Here is a 21,029-nt window from a genome sequence, read left to right as displayed (position 1 = left end):
CGGAGCGGCGGGCGAAGAAAGATCTACTATCGGGTAGTTTTCGCCCTTTGGGGGCCGCCCACCCCCCTTCCGGCCGGTACTTCGCGCCCATCCGGCCATCCACTTCAACGGCGCCACCGCAACCGGGTAGCGTGAATCGTCAACCCCCTCCACCCGGGAGATTCCACGCCGTGCGCATCGCAGTCACCGGCTCCATCGCCACCGACCACCTCATGACCTTCCCCGGCCGCTTCGCCGACCAGCTCGTCGCGGACCAGCTGCACACGGTCTCGCTGTCGTTCCTGGTCGACAAGCTCGATGTCCGCCGGGGTGGGGTGGGCGCCAACATCGCCTTCGGCATGGGCCAGCTCGGAACCCGGCCGATCCTGGTCGGCGCCGCCGGCGCCGACTTCGACGAGTACCGCGCCTGGCTGGACCGGCACGGCGTCGACACCGCCTCCGTGCGCATCTCCGAGACCCTGCACACCGCCCGCTTCGTGTGCACCACGGACGCCGACCACAACCAGATCGGCTCGTTCTACACCGGCGCCATGAGCGAGGCCCGCCTGATCGAGCTGAAGACCGTCGCCGACCGGGTCGGCGGTCTCGACCTGGTCCTGATCGGCGCCGACGACCCGGAGGCGATGCTCCGGCACACCGAGGAGTGCCGCTCCCGCGACATCGCGTTCGCCGCCGACTTCTCCCAGCAGATCGCCCGCATGGACGGCGAGGAGATCCGGATCCTGCTGGACGGGGCGACGTACCTCTTCTCCAACGAGTACGAGAAGGGCCTCATCGAGTCGAAGACCGGCTGGAGCGACGAGGAGATCCTCGGCAAGGTCGGCCACCGCGTCACCACCCTCGGCGCCCGGGGCGTGCGCATCGAGCGGGCCGGTGAGGACCCCATCGAGGTCGGCTGCCCCGAGGAGGAGCGCAAGCTCGAACCCACCGGCGTCGGCGACGCCTTCCGCGCCGGCTTCCTGTCCGGCCTGGTCTGGGGCGTCGGCCTGGAGCGCGCCGCGCAGGTCGGCTGCATGCTGGCCACGCTCGTGATCGAGACGGTCGGCACCCAGGAGTACGCCCTGCGCCGCGCCCACTTCATGGACCGCTTCACCAAGGCGTACGGCCATGACGCCGCCGACGAGGTCCGCACCCACCTGCGCTGACCTGGGCCTGTCCCCCAGGCCCTACGCCCGCCGGCGGACCACGTAGGCCGTTCCCCGGTCCGCCGGCTCCTCACCCACGTACTCCTGGCCCCGCATCGCGCACCACGCCGGGATGTCCAGCCGGGCCGCCTCGTCGTCCGCGAGCACCCGGACCGTGCCGCCCACCGGCACCTCCCCGATGACCTTGGCCAGCTCGATCACGGGGAGCGGGCAGAGCTTGCCCAGCGCGTCCACGACGAGCGCGTCGTCCTCGACGACCGTGCGGGGCGCCGGCGCCCCGAGCTTCTCCCGGACCGCCGTGACGGCCCCGGGCAGCACCTGGAGGAAGCGCTCGACGTCCTCCTCCGCCGCCCCGGGCGGCAGCGACACCCGCACGTTGCCCTCGCTGAGCACCCCCATCGCCTTGAGCACATGGCTCGGCGTCAGCGTGCTGCTCGTACAGGACGATCCGGACGAGACGGAGAAACCGGCGCGGTCCAGCTCGTGCAGCAGAGTCTCCCCGTCGACATAGAGACAGGAGAAGGTGACGATCCCCGGCAGCCGCCGCTCCGGATCGCCCACCACCTCGACGTCCCCCAGCAGTTCCGGCACCCGCGTGCGGATCCGCTCCGTCAGCTCCCGCAGCCGCAGCGCCTCCTGGGCCGCCTCGGCCCGCACGGCCCGCAGCGAGGCCGCCGCCGCGACGATCGCCGGGATGTTCTCGAAACCGGCGGCACGCCCCGACTCCCTTTCGTCGGCGGGCCCTTGCGGCGCGAAGCGCACCCCTTTGCGTACCGCCAGCAGCCCCACCCCCGAGGGGCCGCCCCACTTGTGGGCGCTGGCCGTCAGCAACGACCAGTCGCCCGCCACCGGCCCCCACGCCAGCGACTGCGCCGCGTCCACCAGCAACGGCACCCCGGCCGCCCGGCACACCGACGCCACCTCGGCCACCGGCTGCTCGGTCCCCACCTCGTGGTTGGCGGACTGCAGACAGGCCAGCGCGGTGTCGGGGCGCAGCGCCTCGGCGTACGCCTGCGCGCGCACCGCACCCTCCCGGCCCACCGCGACCTGCGTGGTCGTGCCGCCGTCCCGCTCGTGCACCTCCGCCGCATGGAGCACCGAGGAGTGTTCGACCGCTGACACGATCAGGTGACGCCCGGCGCGCCGACGCCCGGCCAGCGCACCCGCGATCCCCGTGTGCACGGCGCGGGTTCCGGAGGCGGTGAACACCAGCTCGTCCGCGCGGCACCCCACCGCCTCGGCGGCCGCCTCCCGCGCCGCGTCCAGCAGCATCCGGGCCCGCCGCCCCTCGCGGTACAGCCGCGCCGGATCGGCCCACCCCTCGTCGAGACAGGCCAGCAGGGCCTGTCGCGCGACGGGATGGAGGGGGGCGGCGGAGGCGGCGTCGAAGTAGGACATACGGCAACGCTAAGCGTCCCGGAGGGGCGCGGGGAAGCCTCCACGGAGCGGGCGACGGTCCGCGCCCGCCGAAGAACCCGCTGGTCCGCGTCACCAGGAGCCCCGAACCCACCGTCAGAAGTAGCCCAGAGCCGGGCAACCGACCCCTTCGGCTGACCCGGCGGCGCGTTCGGGCACCCTCCCCGCGAACCCCCGGAGACCGTCGGCTAGGGTTTGGTCCGCATAAACATCCAAACCCCTGCCCGACGCAGGGCGGCGACCGACCAGCGAGAAGGCCGCAGCCGACCGCGCGGGCGAGACTCTCGGGAAGGCGCTACGTGAGTCCCAACGGCTCCGACCTCCCCCGCAGCCCGGAAGGCTCGGGTGGTACCCCCACGCCGCGGCGCCCGATGCGGCGGAAGCTGCTGCAGGCACTGACCGCGGGCCTGGTCCTGGCGACCGCCACCGGTTGCACATGGGAGGACTTCCCCCGCCTCGGTATGCCCACCCCCACCACGGAAGAGGCGCCGATCGTCCTCTCCCTGTGGCAGGGCTCCTGGGCTGCCGCGCTCGCCGTCGGCGTGCTGGTGTGGGGCCTCATCGTGTGGAGCGCCATCTTCCACCGGCGCAGCCGCACCAAGATCGAGGTTCCTCCGCAGACCCGGTACAACGTGCCCATCGAGGCGCTGTACACGGTGGTCCCGATCATCATCGTCTCGGTCCTCTTCTACTTCACGGCGCGCGACGAGACGAAGCTCCTCGACATGTCCAAGAAGCCGGACGTCACGGTCAACGTGGTCGGCTTCCAGTGGAGCTGGTGCTTCAACTACATCGAGAATGTCGAAGGTTCCACGGGGGACGCCAAGACCTCCAAGGAACTGGCCGCCATTCCGGACCGCTACAAGAAGGAGTTCCCGGCCGACGCCGGCGGCGTCTACGCCTGCGGCACGCCCGGGGAGCGGAACCCGCAGACGGGCAACCCGGGCCCCACCCTCTGGCTCCCCGAGGGCAAGACGGTCCGCTTCGTGCTCACCTCGCGTGACGTCATCCACTCCTTCTGGGTGGTGCCGTTCCTGATGAAGCAGGACGTCATCCCCGGCCACACCAACGCCTTCCAGGTGACCCCCAACAGGGAGGGCACCTTCCTGGGCAAGTGCGCCGAACTGTGCGGCGTCGACCACTCCCGGATGCTGTTCAACGTGAAGGTCGTCTCTCCGGAGCGCTACGAGCAGCACCTCAAGGACCTCGCCAAGAAGGGGCAGACCGGTTACGTTCCCGCGGGCATCGAGCAGACGCCTCACGAGAAGAACCGGGAGACGAACCAACTGTGAGCATCCTCAACGAACCCGCGGGTGCCGCCGAGGCCGGCTCGTACGAGAACGAGCTGCCGGTGCGGCGCAAGCAGCCCGGCAACGTGGTCGTGAAGTGGCTGACGACCACCGACCACAAGACGATCGGCACGCTGTACCTGGTCACGTCGTTCGCGTTCTTCTGCATCGGCGGCGTGATGGCGCTCTTCATGCGCGCCGAGCTCGCCCGTCCGGGTACGCAGATCATGTCGAACGAGCAGTTCAACCAGGCGTTCACGATGCACGGCACCATCATGCTGCTGATGTTCGCGACGCCGCTGTTCGCCGGATTCGCGAACTGGATCATGCCGCTGCAGATCGGCGCGCCGGACGTGGCGTTCCCGCGGCTGAACATGTTCGCCTACTGGCTGTACCTCTTCGGCTCGCTCATCGCGGTGGCCGGCTTCCTCACCCCCCAGGGTGCGGCCGACTTCGGCTGGTTCGCCTACTCCCCGCTGTCGGACGCGGTCCGCTCGCCGGGCGTCGGCGCCGACATGTGGATCATGGGTCTGGCCTTCTCCGGCTTCGGCACCATCCTCGGCTCGGTCAACTTCATCACCACGATCATCTGCATGCGCGCGCCCGGCATGACGATGTTCCGCATGCCGATCTTCACCTGGAACGTGCTGCTGACCGGTGTCCTGGTCCTGCTCGCCTTCCCGGTCCTCGCGGCCGCGCTGTTCGCCCTGGAGGCGGACCGCAAGTTCGGTGCCCATGTCTTCGACGCGTCGAACGGCGGAGCGTTGCTGTGGCAACACCTCTTCTGGTTCTTCGGGCATCCAGAGGTGTACATCATCGCGCTGCCGTTCTTCGGCATCATCAGTGAGGTCATCCCGGTCTTCTCCCGCAAGCCGATGTTCGGCTACTCGGGCCTGATCGCGGCGACCATCGCCATCGCGGGTCTGTCCGTGACGGTGTGGGCCCACCACATGTACGTCACCGGTGGTGTGCTGCTGCCGTTCTTCGCCTTCATGACGTTCCTCATCGCGGTCCCGACCGGTGTGAAGTTCTTCAACTGGCTCGGCACGATGTGGAAGGGCTCGCTGTCCTTCGAGACACCGATGCTCTGGGCGACCGGCTTCCTGATCACCTTCACCTTCGGTGGTCTGACCGGCGTCATCCTGGCCTCGCCGCCGCTGGACTTCCACGTCTCCGACTCGTACTTCGTGGTGGCGCACTTCCACTACGTCGTCTTCGGCACCGTCGTCTTCGCCATGTTCTCCGGCTTCCACTTCTGGTGGCCGAAGTGGACCGGCAAGATGCTCGACGAGCGACTCGGCAAGATCACCTTCTGGACGCTGTTCATCGGCTTCCACGGCACCTTCCTGGTCCAGCACTGGCTGGGCGCCGAGGGCATGCCGCGCCGCTACGCCGACTACCTGGCGGCCGACGGCTTCACCGCCCTGAACACGATCTCGACGATCAGCTCGTTCGTGCTCGGCCTGTCGGTCCTGCCGTTCTTCTACAACGTCTGGAAGACGGCCAAGTACGGCAAGCCGGTCGGCGTCGACGACCCCTGGGGCTACGGTCGCTCGCTGGAGTGGGCCACCTCCTGCCCGCCGCCGCGGCACAACTTCCTCACCCTGCCGCGGATCCGCAGCGAATCCCCGGCGTTCGACCTGCACCACCCCGAGATCGCCGCGCTCGAGGAGCTCGGCCACGGCGGCCACGGTGCCAGCGCCCTGGCGGGTAGCAAGGAGGCCGGCAAGTGAAGATCCAGGGCAAGATGTTCATGTGGCTGAGCGTCTTCATCCTGGCCATGGCGATCGTCTATGGCTTGTGGTCGAAGGAGCCGGCCGGCACCACCGCCCTCTTCCTGGCTTTCGGTCTGTCCATCATGATCGGCTTCTACCTGGGCTTCACGGCCCGGCGGGTCGACGTGGGTGCCCAGGACAACAAGGAGGCCGACGTCGCGGACGACGCGGGCGAGCTGGGCTTCTTCAGCCCGCACAGCTGGCAGCCGCTGTCCCTCGGCATCGGTGGCGCGCTCGCCTTCCTCGGTGTCGCGGTCGGCTGGTGGCTGCTGTACTTCTCCGCCCCGCTGATCCTGATCGGCATCTGGGGCTGGGTCTTCGAGTACTACCGCGGTGAGAACCGCACCCAGTAGCTCGCGCCGAGCGCTCCAGGAGCCCGGATCCTCCGTCAGGAGGGTCCGGGCTCCTTCGTTCTCCACGTTTCACACCAAAGGTGTCCCTCGTACGGATGACTCACCGCGCCGAGATTGACGAATCTTCCTAGCGTGAAGGCATGAGCCACTCCTCGCGCACCCGCAGAATCGCCGGTTGCACGTTGGTGGTGATCGCCCTCGGCGCGGGCGTCACCGCCTGCAGCAGCGACGACGGCAACCCGCTGTCCGCCACGCCGTACGACGCGGCCGAGCACATCTCCTTCAACGGCCCCACCAAGGCCGGGAAGAAGGCCGACCCGGACAAGCCCCTGGAGATCACCTCCGAGGGCTCCGAGGGCCGGATCACGGACGTCACGGCCGTGGACGCCGCAGGGCGCCATGTCTCGGGCGAACTCTCCGCCGACGGAGGCCGCTGGCACAGCACCTCCCCGCTGGCCGCCGACGCCCACTACACGGTCCGGGTGAGCACCGAGGACGAGGACGGGGCCCCGGGACGACGGGTCGTCACCTTCGACACCGGCAAGCCGCGTACCCAGAAGCGACTGGGCGTCACCTTCGGCCCCGAGGCGGGCAAGTACGGCGTGGGCCAGCCCATCACCGCCGACCTGAGCCAGCCCGTCAAGGACAAGGCGCAGCGCGCGATCGTCGAACGCGGCCTGAAGGTCGATTCCAACATCGTCGTGGAGGGCTCCTGGCACTGGGTCGACGACAAGAAACTCCACTACCGGCCCAAGGAGTACTGGCCCGCCAACGCCACCCTGCAGGTGCGCAGCAACCTCGACGGCATCAAGATCAGCGATCGGCTCTGGGGCGGTACGGCGAAGCCCTTGAAGATCACCACCGGCGACAAGATCGTCGCCATCGCGGACGGCGCCAGCCACCACATGACGGTCTTCAAGAACGACAAGGAGATCAACACCCTCCCGATCACCATGGGCAAGCCCGGCTTCGAGACCCGCAACGGGGTCAAGGTGGTCATCGGCAAGGAGTACTTCGTACGCATGCGCGGCACCACCGTCGGCATCGCCGACGGCACCTCCGAGTCGTACGACCTGCCCGTCTACTACGCCACCCGGGTGACCTGGAGCGGCGAGTACGTGCACGCCGCCCCGTGGTCCGTCGGCGACCAGGGCTCGGCCAACGTCAGCCACGGCTGCGTCGGGATGAACACCAGCAACGCCTCGTGGTTCTACGAGACCGTGCGCCCCGGCGACATCGTGCAGGTCGTCAATTCCTACGGCAAGACGATGGAACCCTTCGGCAACGGCTTCGGCGACTGGAACGTCGAGTGGGCGAACTGGCGCAAGGGCAGTGCCCTGGTCACCGGCAGCCCCGAGGGCCCCGAGGAGACGGAACGGGTCAGGCTGCAGCCCCAGACCGTCTGAGGCCCGGCGGAGCAACGCCCCTTACGGGCGCGGGGAGAGAGCATGCGACAGGCCACCCTGGGCCCGCGGGCCCAGGGTGGCCTGTCGCCTTCGGGCTCTCAGGCGCTGGCCAGCTTCTTCTGGCGCAGCAGGGCGGCCAGGGCGTTCGCGAACTCCACCGGCTCCACGGGCAAGGTCACCGCGGCGTCGGCGCGGCTCCAGGTGGCCAGCCAGGCGTCCTGCGGCCGCCCGATGAGCAACAGCACCGGCGGGCAGGCGAAGACCTCGTCCTTGATCTGCCGGCACAGGCCCATGCCGCCCATGGGCACGGCCTCACCGTCCAGGACGCAGACGTCGATCCCGCCCTTGTCCAGCTCCGTCAGGACGGCGGCGGCGGTGGCACACTCCACGTACTCCACCACCGGGACGTCCGGCGCTGGCCGCTTGCCCGCGGCCAGCCGCACCTGGGCGCGGGTGTTGGAGTCGTCGCTGTAGACCAGCACCGTGGCGGTCGGCTGCATGCTTCCTCCGAGACGTCGGCGTCGTACGCGAGGGCCGGGACGGAACGGCCCGATGCGGCGGATGCTACTCCCTTGAACACCTCGTCAACACCGGTTCGCACACGCCTTCCCTGGGCCATCCGGGCAGTACACACGCTGCGGACACTCCGAACGGCACCCCCCGGAGCGAGGGCGGGATAAGCGACCGACATAATGTCGGTCGTGGCGACAGCAACGACAGTAGATACCGGGCACGCGCACCCGTCGGTCAACCGGCCGAACCTCACCAGCGTCGGAACCATCATCTGGCTGAGTTCCGAGCTGATGTTCTTCGCGGCCCTCTTCGCGATGTACTTCACCCTGCGATCGGTGACCGGTCCCGAGTTCTGGCACGAGAAGGCCTCTGCCCTGAACTTCCCGTTCTCGGCGACCAACACCACGATCCTGGTGCTCTCCTCCCTCACCTGCCAGCTCGGTGTGTTCGCCGCCGAGCGCGGTGACGTGAAGAAGCTCCGGATGTGGTTCATCGTCACCTTCGTGATGGGTGCGATCTTCATCGGCGGCCAGGTCTTCGAGTACACCGAGCTGGTGAAGCACGAGGGCCTCTCGCTCTCCTCCGACCCGTACGGCTCGGTCTTCTACCTGACCACCGGCTTCCACGGCCTGCACGTGACGGGCGGACTCATCGCCTTCCTGCTGGTCCTCGGCCGTACCTACGCGGCTCGGAGGTTCACCCACGAGCAGGCGACCGCCGCCATCGTCGTGTCCTACTACTGGCACTTCGTCGACGTCGTCTGGATCGGCCTCTTCGCCACGATCTACATGATCAAGTAGCCGGGACCCGCTCCCGCGCATTCCAGAAGACTCGACGCAGAAGATCCTGACACCGGGGTAATCCGTGAAAAAGCTCTCCGCACGACGACGCCATCCGCTGGCGGCGGTCGTCGTCCTACTCCTTGCGCTGGCGGCCACTGGGGGGCTGTACGCCGTGTTCGCGCCCGCGGACAAGGCGCGGGCCGACGAAACGGCCCAGTCCCTCGCCATCGACGAGGGCAAGAAGCTCTACGCCGTCGGCTGCGCCAGCTGTCACGGCACCGATGGTCAGGGCACCTCCGACGGTCCCAGCCTGGTGGGCGTGGGCGCCGCGGCCGTCGACTTCCAGGTGGGCACCGGCCGCATGCCCGCGGCGACCTCGCAGGGCGCCCAGGTGCCGGCGAAGAAGGTCATCTACACGCAGGCCCAGATCGACCAGCTCGCGGCCTACGTGGCCTCGCTCGGCGCCGGCCCGAACATCCCGACCAAGGAGCAGTACGGCACGGAGGGCGCGGACATCGCCGAGGGTGGCGAGCTCTTCCGCACCAACTGCGCGCAGTGCCACAACTTCACCGGCAAGGGGGGTGCGCTCACCGAGGGCAAGTACGCGCCGTCCCTGGAGGGTGTCAGCGCCAAGCACATCTACGAGGCCATGCAGACCGGCCCGCAGAACATGCCCTCCTTCCCCGACACGACGCTGTCCGAGCAGAACAAGAAGGACATCATCGCGTACCTGGAGGCGGTCAACAGCTCCACCACGGAGAGCCCCGGCGGTCTGGAGCTGGGCGGCCTCGGGCCGGTCAGCGAGGGCCTGTTCGGCTGGATCTTCGGTCTCGGTGGCCTGATCGCCGTCGCCGTGTGGGTCGCCGCCCGGACCGCAAAGGCCAAGAAGTCATGAGTAGCCAAGACATTCCAGAAGAGAAGCTGCCCGCCGAGCGGGCCGGCGCGGTCGACGTCGCCGACGAGAAGAACCCGTTCGCGGACCCGGGTCTGCCGCCGCACGAGCACCGGATCCAGGACATCGACGAGCGGGCCGCCAAGCGGTCCGAGCGCACGGTGGCCCTGCTGTTCACGGTGTCGATGCTGGCCACCGTGGCCTTCATCGCCGCGTTCGTGGCGGTGCCGGTCGACAGGGCCGTCTACGTCTGGCCGCTCGGCCACGTCAGCGCCCTGAACCTCGCGCTCGGCCTGACCCTCGGTCTCGCGCTGTTCTGCATCGGCGCGGGTGCGGTCCACTGGGCCCGCACCCTGATGTCCGACGTGGAGATCGCGGACGAGCGTCACCCGATCGAGGCCACCCCCGAGGTCCGTGCGAAGGTCCACGCGGACTTCAAGCAGGGTGCCAAGGAGTCCGCGCTCGGCCGTCGCAAGCTGATCCGCAACACGATGCTCGGCGCGCTCACGCTGGTGCCGCTGTCCGGCATCGTCCTGCTGCGCGACCTGGGCCCGCTGCCCGAGGACAAGCTCCGCCACACCCTGTGGAAGAAGGGCAAGCTCCTCGTCAACATGAACACGAACGAGCCGCTGCGTCCCTCGGACGTCGCCGTCGGCTCGCTCACGTTCGCCAAGCCCGAGGGCCTGGAGGAGCACGACCACGACTTCCAGAACGAGATCGCCAAGGCGGCCCTGATGATCGTGCGGCTGCAGCCGGGCGACATCAAGGACAAGCGCGAGCTCGAATGGTCGCACGAGGGCATCGTGGCGTACTCGAAGATCTGCACCCACGTGGGCTGCCCGATCTCGCTGTACGAGCAGCAGACGCACCACGTGCTGTGCCCCTGCCACCAGTCCACCTTCGACCTGTCCGACGGTGCCCGGGTCATCTTCGGCCCCGCCGGCCACGCCCTTCCGCAGCTGCGGATCGGTGTGAACGACGAGGGTTACCTCGAGGCGCTCGGCGACTTCGACGAGCCCGTCGGTCCTGCATTCTGGGAGCGCGGATGAGCACTACGACCACCTCCGATTCCCGCTCTCGCGGGAAGGCGCCGGCCGGCGAACGTGTCGCCGACTGGGCCGACGGCCGGCTCGGGATCTACTCCCTGGCCAAGGCCAACATGCGCAAGATCTTCCCGGACCACTGGTCCTTCATGCTGGGCGAGATCTGCCTCTACAGCTTCATCATCATCATCCTCACGGGTGTGTACCTGACGCTGTTCTTCCACCCGTCGATGAACGAGGTGGAGTACCACGGCAGCTACGTCCCGCTGCAGGGCCAGCTGATGTCGGAGGCCTTCGCCTCCACCCTGGACATCAGCTTCGACGTGCGCGGCGGTCTGCTGATCCGGCAGATCCACCACTGGGCGGCGATCATCTTCCTCGCTGGCATGTTCGTGCACATGATGCGTGTGTTCTTCACCGGCGCGTTCCGCAAGCCGCGTGAGATCAACTGGCTGTTCGGCTTCCTGCTGTTCGTCCTCGGCATGTTCACCGGTTTCACCGGCTACTCGCTCCCCGACGACCTGCTCTCCGGCACCGGTGTCCGCTTCACCCAGGGCGCGATCCTGTCCATGCCGATCGTCGGCACGTACATCTCGATGTTCCTGTTCGGCGGGGAGTTCCCGGGCACCGACTTCGTGGCCCGCTTCTACTCGATCCACATCCTGCTGCTGCCGGGCATCATGCTCGGTCTGGTGGTCGGCCACCTGATCCTGGTCTTCTACCACAAGCACACGCAGTTCGCGGGTCCCGGCAAGTCGAACAAGAACGTCGTCGGCATGCCGCTGCTGCCGGTCTACACGGCCAAGGCGGGAGGCTTCTTCTTCCTGGTCTTCGGTGCCATCGCGGCCCTGGCCGGCATCGCCTCGGTCAACCCGATCTGGGTCCTCGGCCCGTACCGGCCGGACCAGGTCTCCACGGGCGCCCAGCCCGACTGGTACATGGGCTTCGCCGAAGGACTCGTCCGGGCCATGCCCGGCTGGGAGATCAACTTCTGGGGCCACACACTGGTCCTCGGCGTGTTCATCCCGCTGGTCCTGTTCGGGTTGTTCCTCGGCGTGATCGCCCTGTACCCGTTCATCGAGTCGTGGGTCACCGGCGACAAGCGCGAGCACCACATCCTGGACCGCCCGCGCAACGCCCCGACCCGTACGGCCTTCGGTGTCGCCTGGGTCACCGGCTACATGATCATGTTGATCGGCGGTGGCAACGACATCGTCGCCACGCACTTCCATCTGTCGATCAACGCGGTCACCTGGTTCGTCCGGATCGGCTTCTTCGCCGGACCGATCCTCGCCTTCGTCGTCACCAAGCGGATCTGCCTCGGCCTGCAGCGCCGGGACCGGGACAAGGTGCTGCACGGCCGCGAGACCGGCACCATCAAGCGCCTGCCGCACGGTGAGTTCATCGAGGTCCACGAGCCGCTCAGCCAGGAGGCGCTGTACACGCTCACGGCCCACGAGCAGTACCAGCCGGCCGAGATCGGCCCGGCGGTCGACGAGAACGGCGTCGAGCGCAAGGTGACGGGGCCCGAGAAGCTGCGCGCCAAGCTCAGCAACGCCTACTACGGCGAGGACGCCCAGATCCCCAAGCCCACCGTCGATGAGTACAAGGAGATCACGAGCGGCCACGGCCACCACTGATCGCTGCACTCGCCACGCCACGGCGAAGGGCCCCGTCCGGTGTTCGGACGGGGCCCTTCGCCGTGCCCGGGGCTGGATAGGGTGGACCCAGTTCGAGACACGTGTCCCGTACGACGGGACTGGACCAGGAGCGGCTGATGAGCGCTGTGACCCCCGCCGGCGGCGACACCGCGGCGGGCCGCTCCTGGCCCGCCCTGCTGAACGGCCTGCTGGACGGCCGCGACCTGAGCGCGGACGACACCGCCTGGGCGATGGACCTGATCATGCGCGGCGAGGCGACCGACGCGCAGATCGCCGGATTCGCGGTGGCCCTGCGGGCCAAGGGCGAGACCGTCGAGGAGATCAGCGGGCTGGTGCGCACGATGTACGAGCACGCGAACGTCATCGAGGTGCCGGGCGCGACGGTCGACATCGTCGGGACCGGTGGCGACGGCGCGAAGACGGTCAACATCTCCACCATGTCGGCGATCGTGGTCGCCGGTACGGGCGCGAAGGTCGTCAAGCACGGCAACCGGGCCGCGTCGTCCGCCTCCGGGGCCTCCGACGTGCTGGAGAAGCTGGGCGTCAATCTGCAACTGACGCCGCAGCGGGTCGCCGAGGTCGCCGAGGAGGCGGGGATCACCTTCTGCTTCGCGGTGAAGTTCCACCCGGCGCTGCGGCACGTGGCGGCGGCCCGCGGACAGCTGGGCATCCGGACCACGTTCAACTTCCTGGGTCCGCTGACCAACCCGGCGAAGGTCAAGGCGCAGGCGGTGGGTGTCGCCGACCCCCGGATGGCGCCGATCGTCGCCGGTGTCTTCGCCGGGCGCGGCAACTCCTCGCTGGTCTTCCGCGGCGACGACGGCCTGGACGAGCTGACCACGACGTCGACGTCCCGGGTCTGGGTGGTCCGCGACGGCGAGGTGACCGAGGAGGCCTTCGACCCGCGCGAGGTCGGCATCGACCTGGTGCCGGTGGAGGCGCTGCGGGGCGCGGACGCCTCGTACAACGCGGAGGTCGCTCGGCGCCTGCTGGACGGCGAGCCCGGCCCCGTACGGGATGCCGTGCTGCTGAACGCGGCGGCGGCGCTGGTGGCGCTGGAGCCGGGCGACGAGCCGCTGGCCGCGCGGATCGGCGCCGGGATGGCGAGGGCGGCGGAGGCGATCGACTCGGGTGCCGCCGGGCGGGTGCTGGGGCGCTGGGTGGCGGCGAGCAACGCCTGACGCCATCGGCGGTGCGGCAGGGCGCGGTCCGGATTCTGGACCGCGCCTTGCGAGCCGAAGATCATGTGGCAAGATGCTGTACCAGGTCATGAGCGACAGCTGAAAGGCCCCGGCCGGCTGTCCGGCAACCCTCCGTCCGTGGCGGGGTGCCCCGGGTGAAGACCAGGTCGTAGGCAGCAAGGCCTACGACAAGCGCGGACCCCTCGCGTCACCAGGGGTCCTGGTCGTCGAGGGAGCCTTCCGTGAGCAAGCGAATGCGATAGGGCCGCAGAGCCCCGCCTCCGCATCGCTTTTTTCTTCCGCCTCCGCGCTGGAGCGTGCCGCTCGCGTGGTGGTGTCCGTCCGCCTCACGGGAGTGCACCCATGTCCGTCTTCACCGCTGCCGCCGACCAGTCCGTTTGTGCCCCGCTGCCCGTTCTGGGGCGGGATGTCACTGTCCCGCTCGTCACCGGGGGCGAGGTCACCTACGCCGCCCTCGACTACGCGGCCAGCGCCCCCGCCCTCCAGCGCGTCTGGGACGACGTGGCGGCCTACGCGCCGTACTACGGGAGCGTGCACCGCGGTGCCGGCTACCTCTCCCAGCTCTCCACCGACCTGTTCGAGAACGCCCGCGGGACCGTCGCCGAGTTCCTCGACTGCCGTGACGACGACCAGGTGATCTTCACCCGCGCCACCACCGACTCGCTCAACCTGCTCGCCGGCGCCCTCCCCGCGGGCTGCCAGGTCTTCGTCTTCGAGACCGAGCACCACGCGTCCCTGCTGCCCTGGCGGGACGCACACGTCACCTACCTCGACGCGCCGCGCACCCCTCAGCAGGCGGTGCGCACCCTGGAGCGCGCGCTGGCCGGGCGGGGATCCGACGGCCCGGCCCTGGTCTGCGTCACCGGCGCCTCCAACGTCACCGGCGAACTGTGGCCCGTACGGGAGCTCGCCGCGGCCGCGCACGCGCACGGCGCGCGGATCGTGCTGGACGCCGCCCAGCTCGCGCCGCACCACCCTGTCTCCGTGCGGGAGCTGGACGTCGACTGGGTCGCCTTCTCCGGGCACAAGCTGTACGCCCCGTTCGGCTCCGGCGTGCTCGCCGGCCGCGCCGACTGGCTGCGCGAGGCGGAGCCGTACCTCGCCGGGGGCGGTGCCAGCCGCACGGTCGCCCGGCGGGCCGACGGCGGGGTGGACGTCGAGTGGCACGACAGCGCCGCCCGGCACGAGGCGGGCTCCCCGAACGTCATCGGCGCCTACGCCGTCGCGTCGGCCTGCAAGGCCCTGACCGAGGCCGGCTACGACACCCTGGTCGCCCGGGAGCAGCACCTGATCCGCACGGTCCGGGACGGCCTCGCCGACGTTCCCGAGGTCCGGATCCTGTCCCTCTTCGGCGACGACGCCCCCCGCGTCGGTGTGCTCTCCTTCGTCGTCGAGGGCTGGAACAGCTCGCACTTCGCCGCCGCCCTGTCCGCCGAGTACGGCATCGGCGTCCGCGACGGGCTCTTCTGCGCCCACCCCCTCGTCCGCACCCTGCTCGGCAGCGACCCGCAGACCCAGGGCGAGTGCGGCGCGCCCGAGGCCGCTCCAGGGGAGAAGTCGCTGAACGCCGTCCGGGTGAGCTTCGGCGCGGGGACGCCGGACGAGCATGTCGAGCGGTTCGTCGGGGCGGTGCGCGAGCTGGTCCGGAACGGCGCGAAGTGGAACTACCGCACAGTGGAAGGCCGTTGCGTCCCCGCAGTCTGACCCCCCGCACCCACGCCGACCGGACGGCGTTCCGCCGCGCGCGGCACCGACCGGGCGGGGGCCGCACGCCATCCCGCGGGTCGTCCAGCCCAGCTCGCGGAGTCTCGTCGGCGCCGCTACGCGGGCCGGACCCAGCGTCCGTGGCGTGAGCCCGGGGGGCGGCCTTCTGCTCGGCGCTGCGCCGCGCGGCGCCGACAGGGCGGGGGTCGTCTGCCCGCACGCCATCCGCGGGTCGTCCGGATCAGGTCGCGGAGCATCGGCGGAGGTGGATCAGGTTGCGGAGGTTCGACAGTGGCTCGTCGGCGCCGGTACGCGGGCCGGACTCCGCGTCCGTGGCGTGAGCCGGGGGCGGCCTCCTGCTCGGCGTCGCGCCGCGCCGTCCGGCCGTACGCCATCCCGCGGGTCGTCCGGATCAGGTCGCGGAGGCTCGTCGGTGGCGGTACGGCCTGCCCCGCCCCGCGTCCAGGCCGGGCGGTGGGCCCTAGTTGTCCAGGCCGATGGCGAAGGCCGCTTCCAGGTCGTGCTGCGAGTACGTGCGGAACGCCACGTGGGTGTCCGTCGCCTCCACGCCGGCGATCTTGCTGATGCTGCCGGGGATGACGTCGGCGAGGTTCTCGTGCTGCTTCACCCGGACCATGGCGATCAGGTCGTAGGTGCCGGTGACGGAGAAGACCTCGCTGACGGAGTCCAGCGCGGCGATCTGCTCGGCGATCTCGGGGATCCGGTCCACGCTGGTCTTGATGAGGACGATCGCGGTGATCACGGCTGGTTCTCTCCCTCGGGGGCCGGAGCAGGGGCGGCCTTCACTCTAGTCCTCCGCCCGAACCGCGCCCACGCGTAGGCGAAGCCCAGGCCGAAGCCCACGAGGTGGGCCAGATAGGCCACCCCCGGGCCGCTGGACGCCTGGCCGGCCGCGAGCCACTGGAGAGCCACCCAGAAGGGCAGCACCACCCAGGCCGGGAACCGCAGCGGCAGAAAGAACAGGAACGGCAGGAGGCTGGTCACCCGGGCGCGGGGGAAGAGGAAGAGAAAGGCCCCGAGGACCGCCGAGATCGCCCCCGACGCGCCGACCAGGGACTGCTCGGAGTCGGCGTTGGCCACGGCGTACCCGAGCAGCGCGAGGTAGCCGCAGCCGAGGTAGAAGAGGGTGAACTCGACGCGGCCCATCCGTTCCTCGGTCATCACGCCGAAGACGTAGAGGAAGAGCATGTTGCCGAGCAGGTGCACCCAGGTGCCGTGCACGAAGAGGCCCGTCGCCGGGGTGAGGACGGCCCGGGGGGAACCCTCGAACAGTTCTGCGGGTACCACCCCCCAGTGGCGGAAGTACGCCCGCTGCGCGGCGAGCAGCTCGTCGCCCAGGCCGTACACCGGATTCAGGCCCGAGGCGGGGCCGATCAGGAAGATCAGGCAGCACAGGACGATCAGTGCGTACATCACCGGCGCCTGCCGTCGGGGGCCCGTCAGGCGGCCCGCCGTGCTCCAGAAGCTGATCATGGACACAGAGCATGACGTAAGTGGACGCAACCGCGCAGACCGCCTCGCCGCCCGGGACGGACGGGCATCGAGGACCCGCCAGGCCGTAGGGTTACGAGCCACACGCTCCAGGGAAACTGGCGCAGCACGGAAACCACGCATCACCGAAACTAGAAGGAAAGCGAACAGCCACGATGACGGTCCCCCTGCCGACGGACACCACGCGGTGGCGCTGCACCCTCTGCGGCAATCTGACGCGCTTCGACGTGACGCGCTCCTCGAAGGTCGTCGAGTACGTGCACCTCGACCTCGCCGGTGAGCCGAAGGTCGAGGAACGCGAGGTGGTCAGTGAGACCATCGAGTCGGTGCGGTGCCGGTGGTGCAACGCCGTGGATCAGGTGGAACTCGTGGACAGGCCGGGCGCCGACTCCTGACAGGGGCGGCTCCCGAAGGTGTAGTGGGGTGACGGATGGTGGAGACCGCAGGCGGGGGGCCGGGCGACGGCGCCGCTGAGGTGCTCGACCGTCCGCTGCCCGAAGGCGTGCGCCGGAGGGTCGTGCAGATCGTCTCCGACGGCTTCGGCGGGCTGACGATGGCCGAACTCCCCGCACAGCTACGGCAGTACGCCCGGTTCGCCCCGAATCGCCGGGCCAAGTTCGCCGGTAACGCGATGGCCGCGGCGCTGGAGACCGACCCGCTCTTCCGGCAGCGCATCGGGGAGAAGCTGCGCGAGGCCCAGCCCGAACTGGCCGGCGCCCTCGCCGCCGGAGCGCCGCCCCCGGCCGCGGATCCGCTGGACGTGGCGGCCGCCGCCTACGTGCTGCGCCCGACCGGCTGGGTGAAGCTGGTCGCGGCCGCCGGCGAGGAGGCCCAGCGGGCGGACGCCGAGCGCGCCGACGAGGAGAGCCGCGCCGAACTGGAGCGGCTGCGCGCCGAACTCGCCGCCGCCCGCGACCACACCCGGACCGAGACCGAGCGGCTGCGCACCGAGCTGGACAGCGCTCGCAAGGAAGCCGAATCGCTTCACCGCAAGCTGCGCGCCGCGTTCAGCGACGTCAAGCGCGGCGAGGCGGCGCTGCGCAAGGTGCAGGGCGAGATGGAGGCCGTACGCGCCGAGGGGCACCTCCAGGTGTCCGCCGCCGAGAGCGAGACACGGCGGCTCAAGGCGCGGCTGGGAGAGGTCGAGGCCGCCCTGGAGGCCACCCGGCGGGCCGCGCGCGAGGGCCGCAGTGTCGAGGACATGCGGGTGCGACTGCTGCTCGACACGGTGCTGGACGCGGCGCAGGGACTGCGGCGCGAACTGGCGCTGCCGCCCGTCTCGGTCCGTCCCGCCGAGACCGTGGACGCGGTCGAACCGGGACGAATGACCCCGAAGGACATCGCCGCACGGGCGCTGTCCGACAGCGACCCCGCGGTCCTCGACCAGCTCCTCGCGCTGCCGCAGGCCCATCTGGTCGTCGACGGCTACAACGTCACCAAGACCGGCTATCCCCAGATGCCCCTGGAGAAGCAGCGGCTGAGGCTGCTCGGGCAGCTCTCGCAGCTCGCCGCGCAGTCCGGCGCCGAGGTGACGTGTGTCTTCGACGGTGCCGAACTGGCCGCGCCGGTGCTGCTGGCGCCGCCGCGGGGCGTGCGGGTGCTGTTCTCCAAGCCGGGCGTCACCGCCGACGAGTTGATCCGCCAACTGGTGCGCGCCGAACCGCCCGGGCGGCCGGTCATCGTCGTCTCGACCGACCGTGAGGTGGCCGACGGAGTGGCGCGTGCCGGGGCGCGGCCGGTGGCCTCCGCGGTGCTCCTGAAGCGGCTCTCGCGCAGTTGACGCGCGCCCCTTGCGCAACCTAAACACCAACCGCGCAATATGCCCCGGGAATGCCCGAATTGACGGGACCGTCACGCAACGTAGCGTCAACATGCATCACTGCACGTGAGTTGTAGGTAAAGGATGCGGTCGGTCACCGAGATTTTTCATGTGAGGATTTGATCTGATCACAGCTGGGTCACTAGGGTCTGGCCTCGAACCTCCGATCGGGTGATCACTCACAAGAAGGAGATTGCCCCCGTGGCGTCCCACCGTCGACCCAAGCAGCCGAGTCGCACCCGCGTGACCGTGCTGACCACCGCAGCCGCCGCTGCCGTCGCCCTCAGCTCCCAGGCCGCCAATGCCGCGCCGAGCGAGAAGCCGAGCAAGGACGAGGTCAAGGCCAAGGTCGACAAGCTCTACGAGGAGGCCGAGCAGGCCACCGAGAAGTACAACGGCGCCAAGGAGAAGCAGGAGAAGCTCCAGAAGGAGATCTCCACCATCCAGGACAACGTCGCCCGTGGCCAGGAAGAGGTCAACGAGCTGCGCGACGGCCTGGGTTCGATGGCCAGCGCCCAGTACCGCTCCGGCGGCATCGACCCCTCCCTGCAGCTCTTCCTCTCCGCCGACCCGGACGACTACCTCGACAAGGCCTCCACGCTCGACCAGTTGAGCGCCCAGCAGGTCGACTCGCTGAAGAAGATCCAGGAGAAGCAGCGCGAGCTCGCGCAGGACCGCGCCGAGGCCGCGGACAAGCTCAAGGACCTCGCCACCACCCGCAGCGAGCTCGGCAAGAAGAAGAGCCAGGTGCAGGGCAAGCTGGCCGAGGCGCAGAAGCTGCTCAACTCCCTGACCGCCGCCGAGAAGGCGGCCCTGGCGGCCGAGGAGGAGCGGGCGAGCCGGGCCAGCGAGCGCACCGCCCTCGGCGGCTCGGGCGCCCCCGCCACCGGTCGCGCCTCCTCGGCGTACGGCGCGGCCCAGAGCGTGATCGGCTCGCCCTACGTCTACGGCGCCTCCGGCCCGTCCTCCTTCGACTGCTCGGGCCTCACCTCCTGGGCCTTCGCCCAGGCCGGCATCCAGATCCCGCGCACCTCGCAGGCGCAGGCCAACGCCGGCACCCGGATCTACTCCCAGAGCGACCTCCAGGTCGGCGACCTGGTCATCTTCTACGGCGACCTGCACCACGTCGGCTTCTACGCGGGCAACGGCCAGGTGCTGCACGCCCCGCGCAGCGGCACCGTCGTGCGCTACGAGTCGATCAACAACATGCCGTACCAGTTCGGCGTCCGGATCTGAGGCCTTTCGGGCCCCCTCGCGATCAGGACCCCGTACCGCCCGTTCGAGCGAATCAGGGAACGGGCTGTGACCCCGCACCCCGCCGGTGACCTGCGTCAGCGGCGGGGTGTCACGTTGTGTGCCCGCCGACGTCTTTGGCCCCCGCCCCACGGCGGGGCTACTGTCTGCCGCGTTTCCCCCACCACCGGGCCGCCGCCCGGGGTCGGGGGATTTTCCTGTCCGCCAGTGGAAGGAGCGCGGCTTCCCGTGGGGTCCCATCGCCGCCTTGCACCGTCCGGGTTCGACCGGGGCGTGTGCGGGGCCCGTCTCGCCGTCGGCGTGCTGTCCGCCGCCGCGGCCGCCCTCGCCGCCGTACCGGCGCACGCCGCTCCGCACGACGACACGCGCTCCGAGGTGGACCGCCTCTACGCGGAGGCGGAGCAGGCCACCGAGGCCTACAACAAGGCCGACGAGCGCGCCGACGCGCTGCGCGGGGAGGTCGGCCGGGCACAGGACCGGATCGCCCTCCAGCAGGAGCACATCAACTCCCTGCGGGACGCGCTGGGTTCGCTGGCCGGGGCCCAGTACCGCTCCGGTGGCCTCGACCCCACCCTCGCGCTGCTCTTCTCCGACGACCCGGACGACTACCTCGACAAGGCCGCCGCCCTGGACCGGATCACCGTCCACCAGGCCGGGCAGCTGCGTGAGCTCACCGAGGCCATGCGCGACCTGACCCAGGAGCGCACCCAGGCCGCCGAGAAGCTCGGCGAACTGGAGCGGAGCCGCACGGCCGTCGCCTCCCACAAGCGCAGCGTCGAGAAGAAGCTCGCCACCGCCCGCGCGCTCCTCAACACCCTCCCGGACGGTGAGCGCGCCGCCTACGACCGGGCGTCCCGCTCCGGCCGCGACGGCATGCCCGAACTCGGCGGGGCCGCCCCCGCCTCGGGCCGGGCCGCCGCCGCGGTGGCCGCCGCCCGTGCCGCGCTCGGCAGGCCCTACGTCTGGGGCGCGTCCGGGCCGAGCGGCTTCGACTGCTCCGGCCTGATGCAGTGGTCGTACGCCCAGGCCGGGGTCGCACTGCCGCGCACCTCGCAGGGCCAGCGCGCGGCCGGCCGGCAGGTCCCGCTCTCCCAGGTCCGGCCCGGCGACCTGATCACCTACCGGGGCGACGCCAGTCATGTGGCGATGTACATGGGCAACGGCCAGGTGGTCCACGCCCCCTACCCCGGTGCGCCGGTGCGCTACGACCCGGTCGGCATGATGCCGGTCTCGGGGGTCACCAGGGTCTGACCCGTCGGCGCA

At 70.1% G+C, this 21,029-nt stretch carries 19 protein-coding genes and 1 riboswitch; of the genes, 15 read left to right on the top strand and 4 right to left on the bottom strand.

Annotated features, from left to right (window positions below):
- The first annotated feature begins 170 nt into the window (after positions 1 to 170).
- The gene (locus ACZ7LV_RS07805; protein WP_471936834.1) at positions 171 to 1,145 is read left to right on the top strand and encodes a carbohydrate kinase family protein; all 975 of its coding nucleotides are present in this window, start codon (positions 171 to 173) and stop codon (positions 1,143 to 1,145) included.
- 21 nt (positions 1,146 to 1,166) lie between these two features.
- Here the strand turns inward: ACZ7LV_RS07805 and ACZ7LV_RS07800 are convergent, their stop codons facing one another.
- Complete coding sequence (locus ACZ7LV_RS07800) at positions 1,167 to 2,543, bottom strand: aminotransferase class V-fold PLP-dependent enzyme (protein WP_471936832.1); 1,377 nt, start codon at positions 2,541 to 2,543, stop codon at positions 1,167 to 1,169.
- A 317-nt stretch (positions 2,544 to 2,860) separates the two neighbouring features.
- Here ACZ7LV_RS07800 and ctaC point away from each other — a divergent pair, with 317 nt between their 5' ends.
- From ctaC to ACZ7LV_RS07780, 4 genes are all read left to right on the top strand, one after another.
- Positions 2,861 to 3,853 (top strand): aa3-type cytochrome oxidase subunit II, encoded by a 993-nt coding sequence (gene ctaC / locus ACZ7LV_RS07795; RefSeq protein WP_471936830.1) that lies wholly within the window; start codon positions 2,861 to 2,863, stop codon positions 3,851 to 3,853.
- On the top strand, positions 3,850 to 5,583 hold the full coding sequence (gene ctaD, locus ACZ7LV_RS07790) for an aa3-type cytochrome oxidase subunit I (RefSeq protein ID WP_471936828.1): 1,734 nt from the start codon (positions 3,850 to 3,852) through the stop codon (positions 5,581 to 5,583). The genes ctaC and ctaD overlap by 4 nt, the downstream gene beginning before the upstream one ends.
- Positions 5,580 to 5,978 carry a cytochrome c oxidase subunit 4 gene (locus ACZ7LV_RS07785; RefSeq protein WP_401676487.1) on the top strand — a complete coding sequence of 133 codons (399 nt, stop codon included), beginning with the start codon at positions 5,580 to 5,582 and terminating at the stop codon, positions 5,976 to 5,978. The genes ctaD and ACZ7LV_RS07785 overlap by 4 nt, the downstream gene beginning before the upstream one ends.
- 140 nt (positions 5,979 to 6,118) lie before the next feature.
- Positions 6,119 to 7,384: a L,D-transpeptidase gene (locus ACZ7LV_RS07780; RefSeq protein WP_471936826.1), complete on the top strand. Its 1,266-nt coding sequence runs from the start codon at positions 6,119 to 6,121 to the stop codon at positions 7,382 to 7,384.
- Between the two features lie 98 nt (positions 7,385 to 7,482).
- Here ACZ7LV_RS07780 and ACZ7LV_RS07775 read toward each other — a convergent pair whose 3' ends face one another.
- The gene (locus ACZ7LV_RS07775; RefSeq protein WP_471936824.1) at positions 7,483 to 7,884 is read right to left on the bottom strand and encodes a response regulator; all 402 of its coding nucleotides are present in this window, start codon (positions 7,882 to 7,884) and stop codon (positions 7,483 to 7,485) included.
- A 192-nt stretch (positions 7,885 to 8,076) separates the two neighbouring features.
- On the opposite strand from ACZ7LV_RS07775, the gene ctaE reads away from it, so the two are divergent.
- The 6 genes from ctaE (at position 8,077) to ACZ7LV_RS07745 (ending at position 15,181) form a co-directional block, all read left to right on the top strand.
- A complete protein-coding gene (gene ctaE, locus ACZ7LV_RS07770) occupies positions 8,077 to 8,697 on the top strand; it encodes an aa3-type cytochrome oxidase subunit III (protein ID WP_365448445.1) in 621 nt (206 codons plus the stop codon).
- 64 nt (positions 8,698 to 8,761) lie between these two features.
- Positions 8,762 to 9,574, top strand: a complete 813-nt coding sequence (gene qcrC, locus ACZ7LV_RS07765) for a cytochrome bc1 complex diheme cytochrome c subunit (protein ID WP_471936821.1) — start codon at positions 8,762 to 8,764, stop codon at positions 9,572 to 9,574.
- Positions 9,571 to 10,620 carry a cytochrome bc1 complex Rieske iron-sulfur subunit gene (gene qcrA / locus ACZ7LV_RS07760; RefSeq protein WP_471936819.1) on the top strand — a complete coding sequence of 350 codons (1,050 nt, stop codon included), beginning with the start codon at positions 9,571 to 9,573 and terminating at the stop codon, positions 10,618 to 10,620. Before qcrC ends, qcrA begins: the two co-directional genes overlap by 4 nt.
- Positions 10,617 to 12,254 carry a cytochrome bc1 complex cytochrome b subunit gene (qcrB, locus tag ACZ7LV_RS07755; protein WP_401676482.1) on the top strand — a complete coding sequence of 546 codons (1,638 nt, stop codon included), beginning with the start codon at positions 10,617 to 10,619 and terminating at the stop codon, positions 12,252 to 12,254. The genes qcrA and qcrB overlap by 4 nt, the downstream gene beginning before the upstream one ends.
- 137 nt (positions 12,255 to 12,391) lie before the next feature.
- Positions 12,392 to 13,456 (top strand): anthranilate phosphoribosyltransferase, encoded by a 1,065-nt coding sequence (trpD, locus tag ACZ7LV_RS07750; RefSeq protein ID WP_471936814.1) that lies wholly within the window; start codon positions 12,392 to 12,394, stop codon positions 13,454 to 13,456.
- 84 nt (positions 13,457 to 13,540) lie between these two features.
- A riboswitch (SAM riboswitch) is annotated at positions 13,541 to 13,657 on the top strand.
- A gap of 162 nt (positions 13,658 to 13,819) precedes the next feature.
- Entirely contained in the window at positions 13,820 to 15,181 is a 1,362-nt protein-coding gene (locus tag ACZ7LV_RS07745) for an aminotransferase class V-fold PLP-dependent enzyme (protein ID WP_471936812.1), read from the top strand.
- Between the two features lie 481 nt (positions 15,182 to 15,662).
- Here the strand turns inward: ACZ7LV_RS07745 and ACZ7LV_RS07740 are convergent, their stop codons facing one another.
- On the bottom strand, positions 15,663 to 15,944 hold the full coding sequence (locus tag ACZ7LV_RS07740) for an Lrp/AsnC family transcriptional regulator (protein ID WP_401676479.1): 282 nt from the start codon (positions 15,942 to 15,944) through the stop codon (positions 15,663 to 15,665).
- Positions 15,941 to 16,675, bottom strand: coding sequence for a rhomboid family intramembrane serine protease (locus ACZ7LV_RS07735; RefSeq protein WP_471936808.1), 735 nt, complete (start codon positions 16,673 to 16,675; stop codon positions 15,941 to 15,943). Before ACZ7LV_RS07735 ends, ACZ7LV_RS07740 begins: the two co-directional genes overlap by 4 nt.
- 173 nt (positions 16,676 to 16,848) lie before the next feature.
- On the opposite strand from ACZ7LV_RS07735, the gene ACZ7LV_RS07730 reads away from it, so the two are divergent.
- From ACZ7LV_RS07730 to ACZ7LV_RS07715, 4 genes are all read left to right on the top strand, one after another.
- A complete protein-coding gene (locus tag ACZ7LV_RS07730; protein ID WP_356345526.1) occupies positions 16,849 to 17,088 on the top strand; it encodes a hypothetical protein in 240 nt (79 codons plus the stop codon).
- A gap of 35 nt (positions 17,089 to 17,123) precedes the next feature.
- A complete protein-coding gene (locus tag ACZ7LV_RS07725; RefSeq protein WP_471936805.1) occupies positions 17,124 to 18,473 on the top strand; it encodes an NYN domain-containing protein in 1,350 nt (449 codons plus the stop codon).
- A 240-nt stretch (positions 18,474 to 18,713) separates the two neighbouring features.
- Entirely contained in the window at positions 18,714 to 19,748 is a 1,035-nt protein-coding gene (locus tag ACZ7LV_RS07720; RefSeq protein WP_471936802.1) for a C40 family peptidase, read from the top strand.
- A 246-nt stretch (positions 19,749 to 19,994) separates the two neighbouring features.
- Entirely contained in the window at positions 19,995 to 21,017 is a 1,023-nt protein-coding gene (locus ACZ7LV_RS07715; protein WP_471936800.1) for a C40 family peptidase, read from the top strand.
- The last annotated feature ends 12 nt before the right edge of the window (positions 21,018 to 21,029 follow it).

This window comes from Streptomyces sp. NPDC107562 (genome assembly GCF_055657325.1).
The sequence above is the reverse complement of the archived record's forward strand: the minus strand, read 5'-3'. Positions and strand labels throughout refer to the sequence as shown.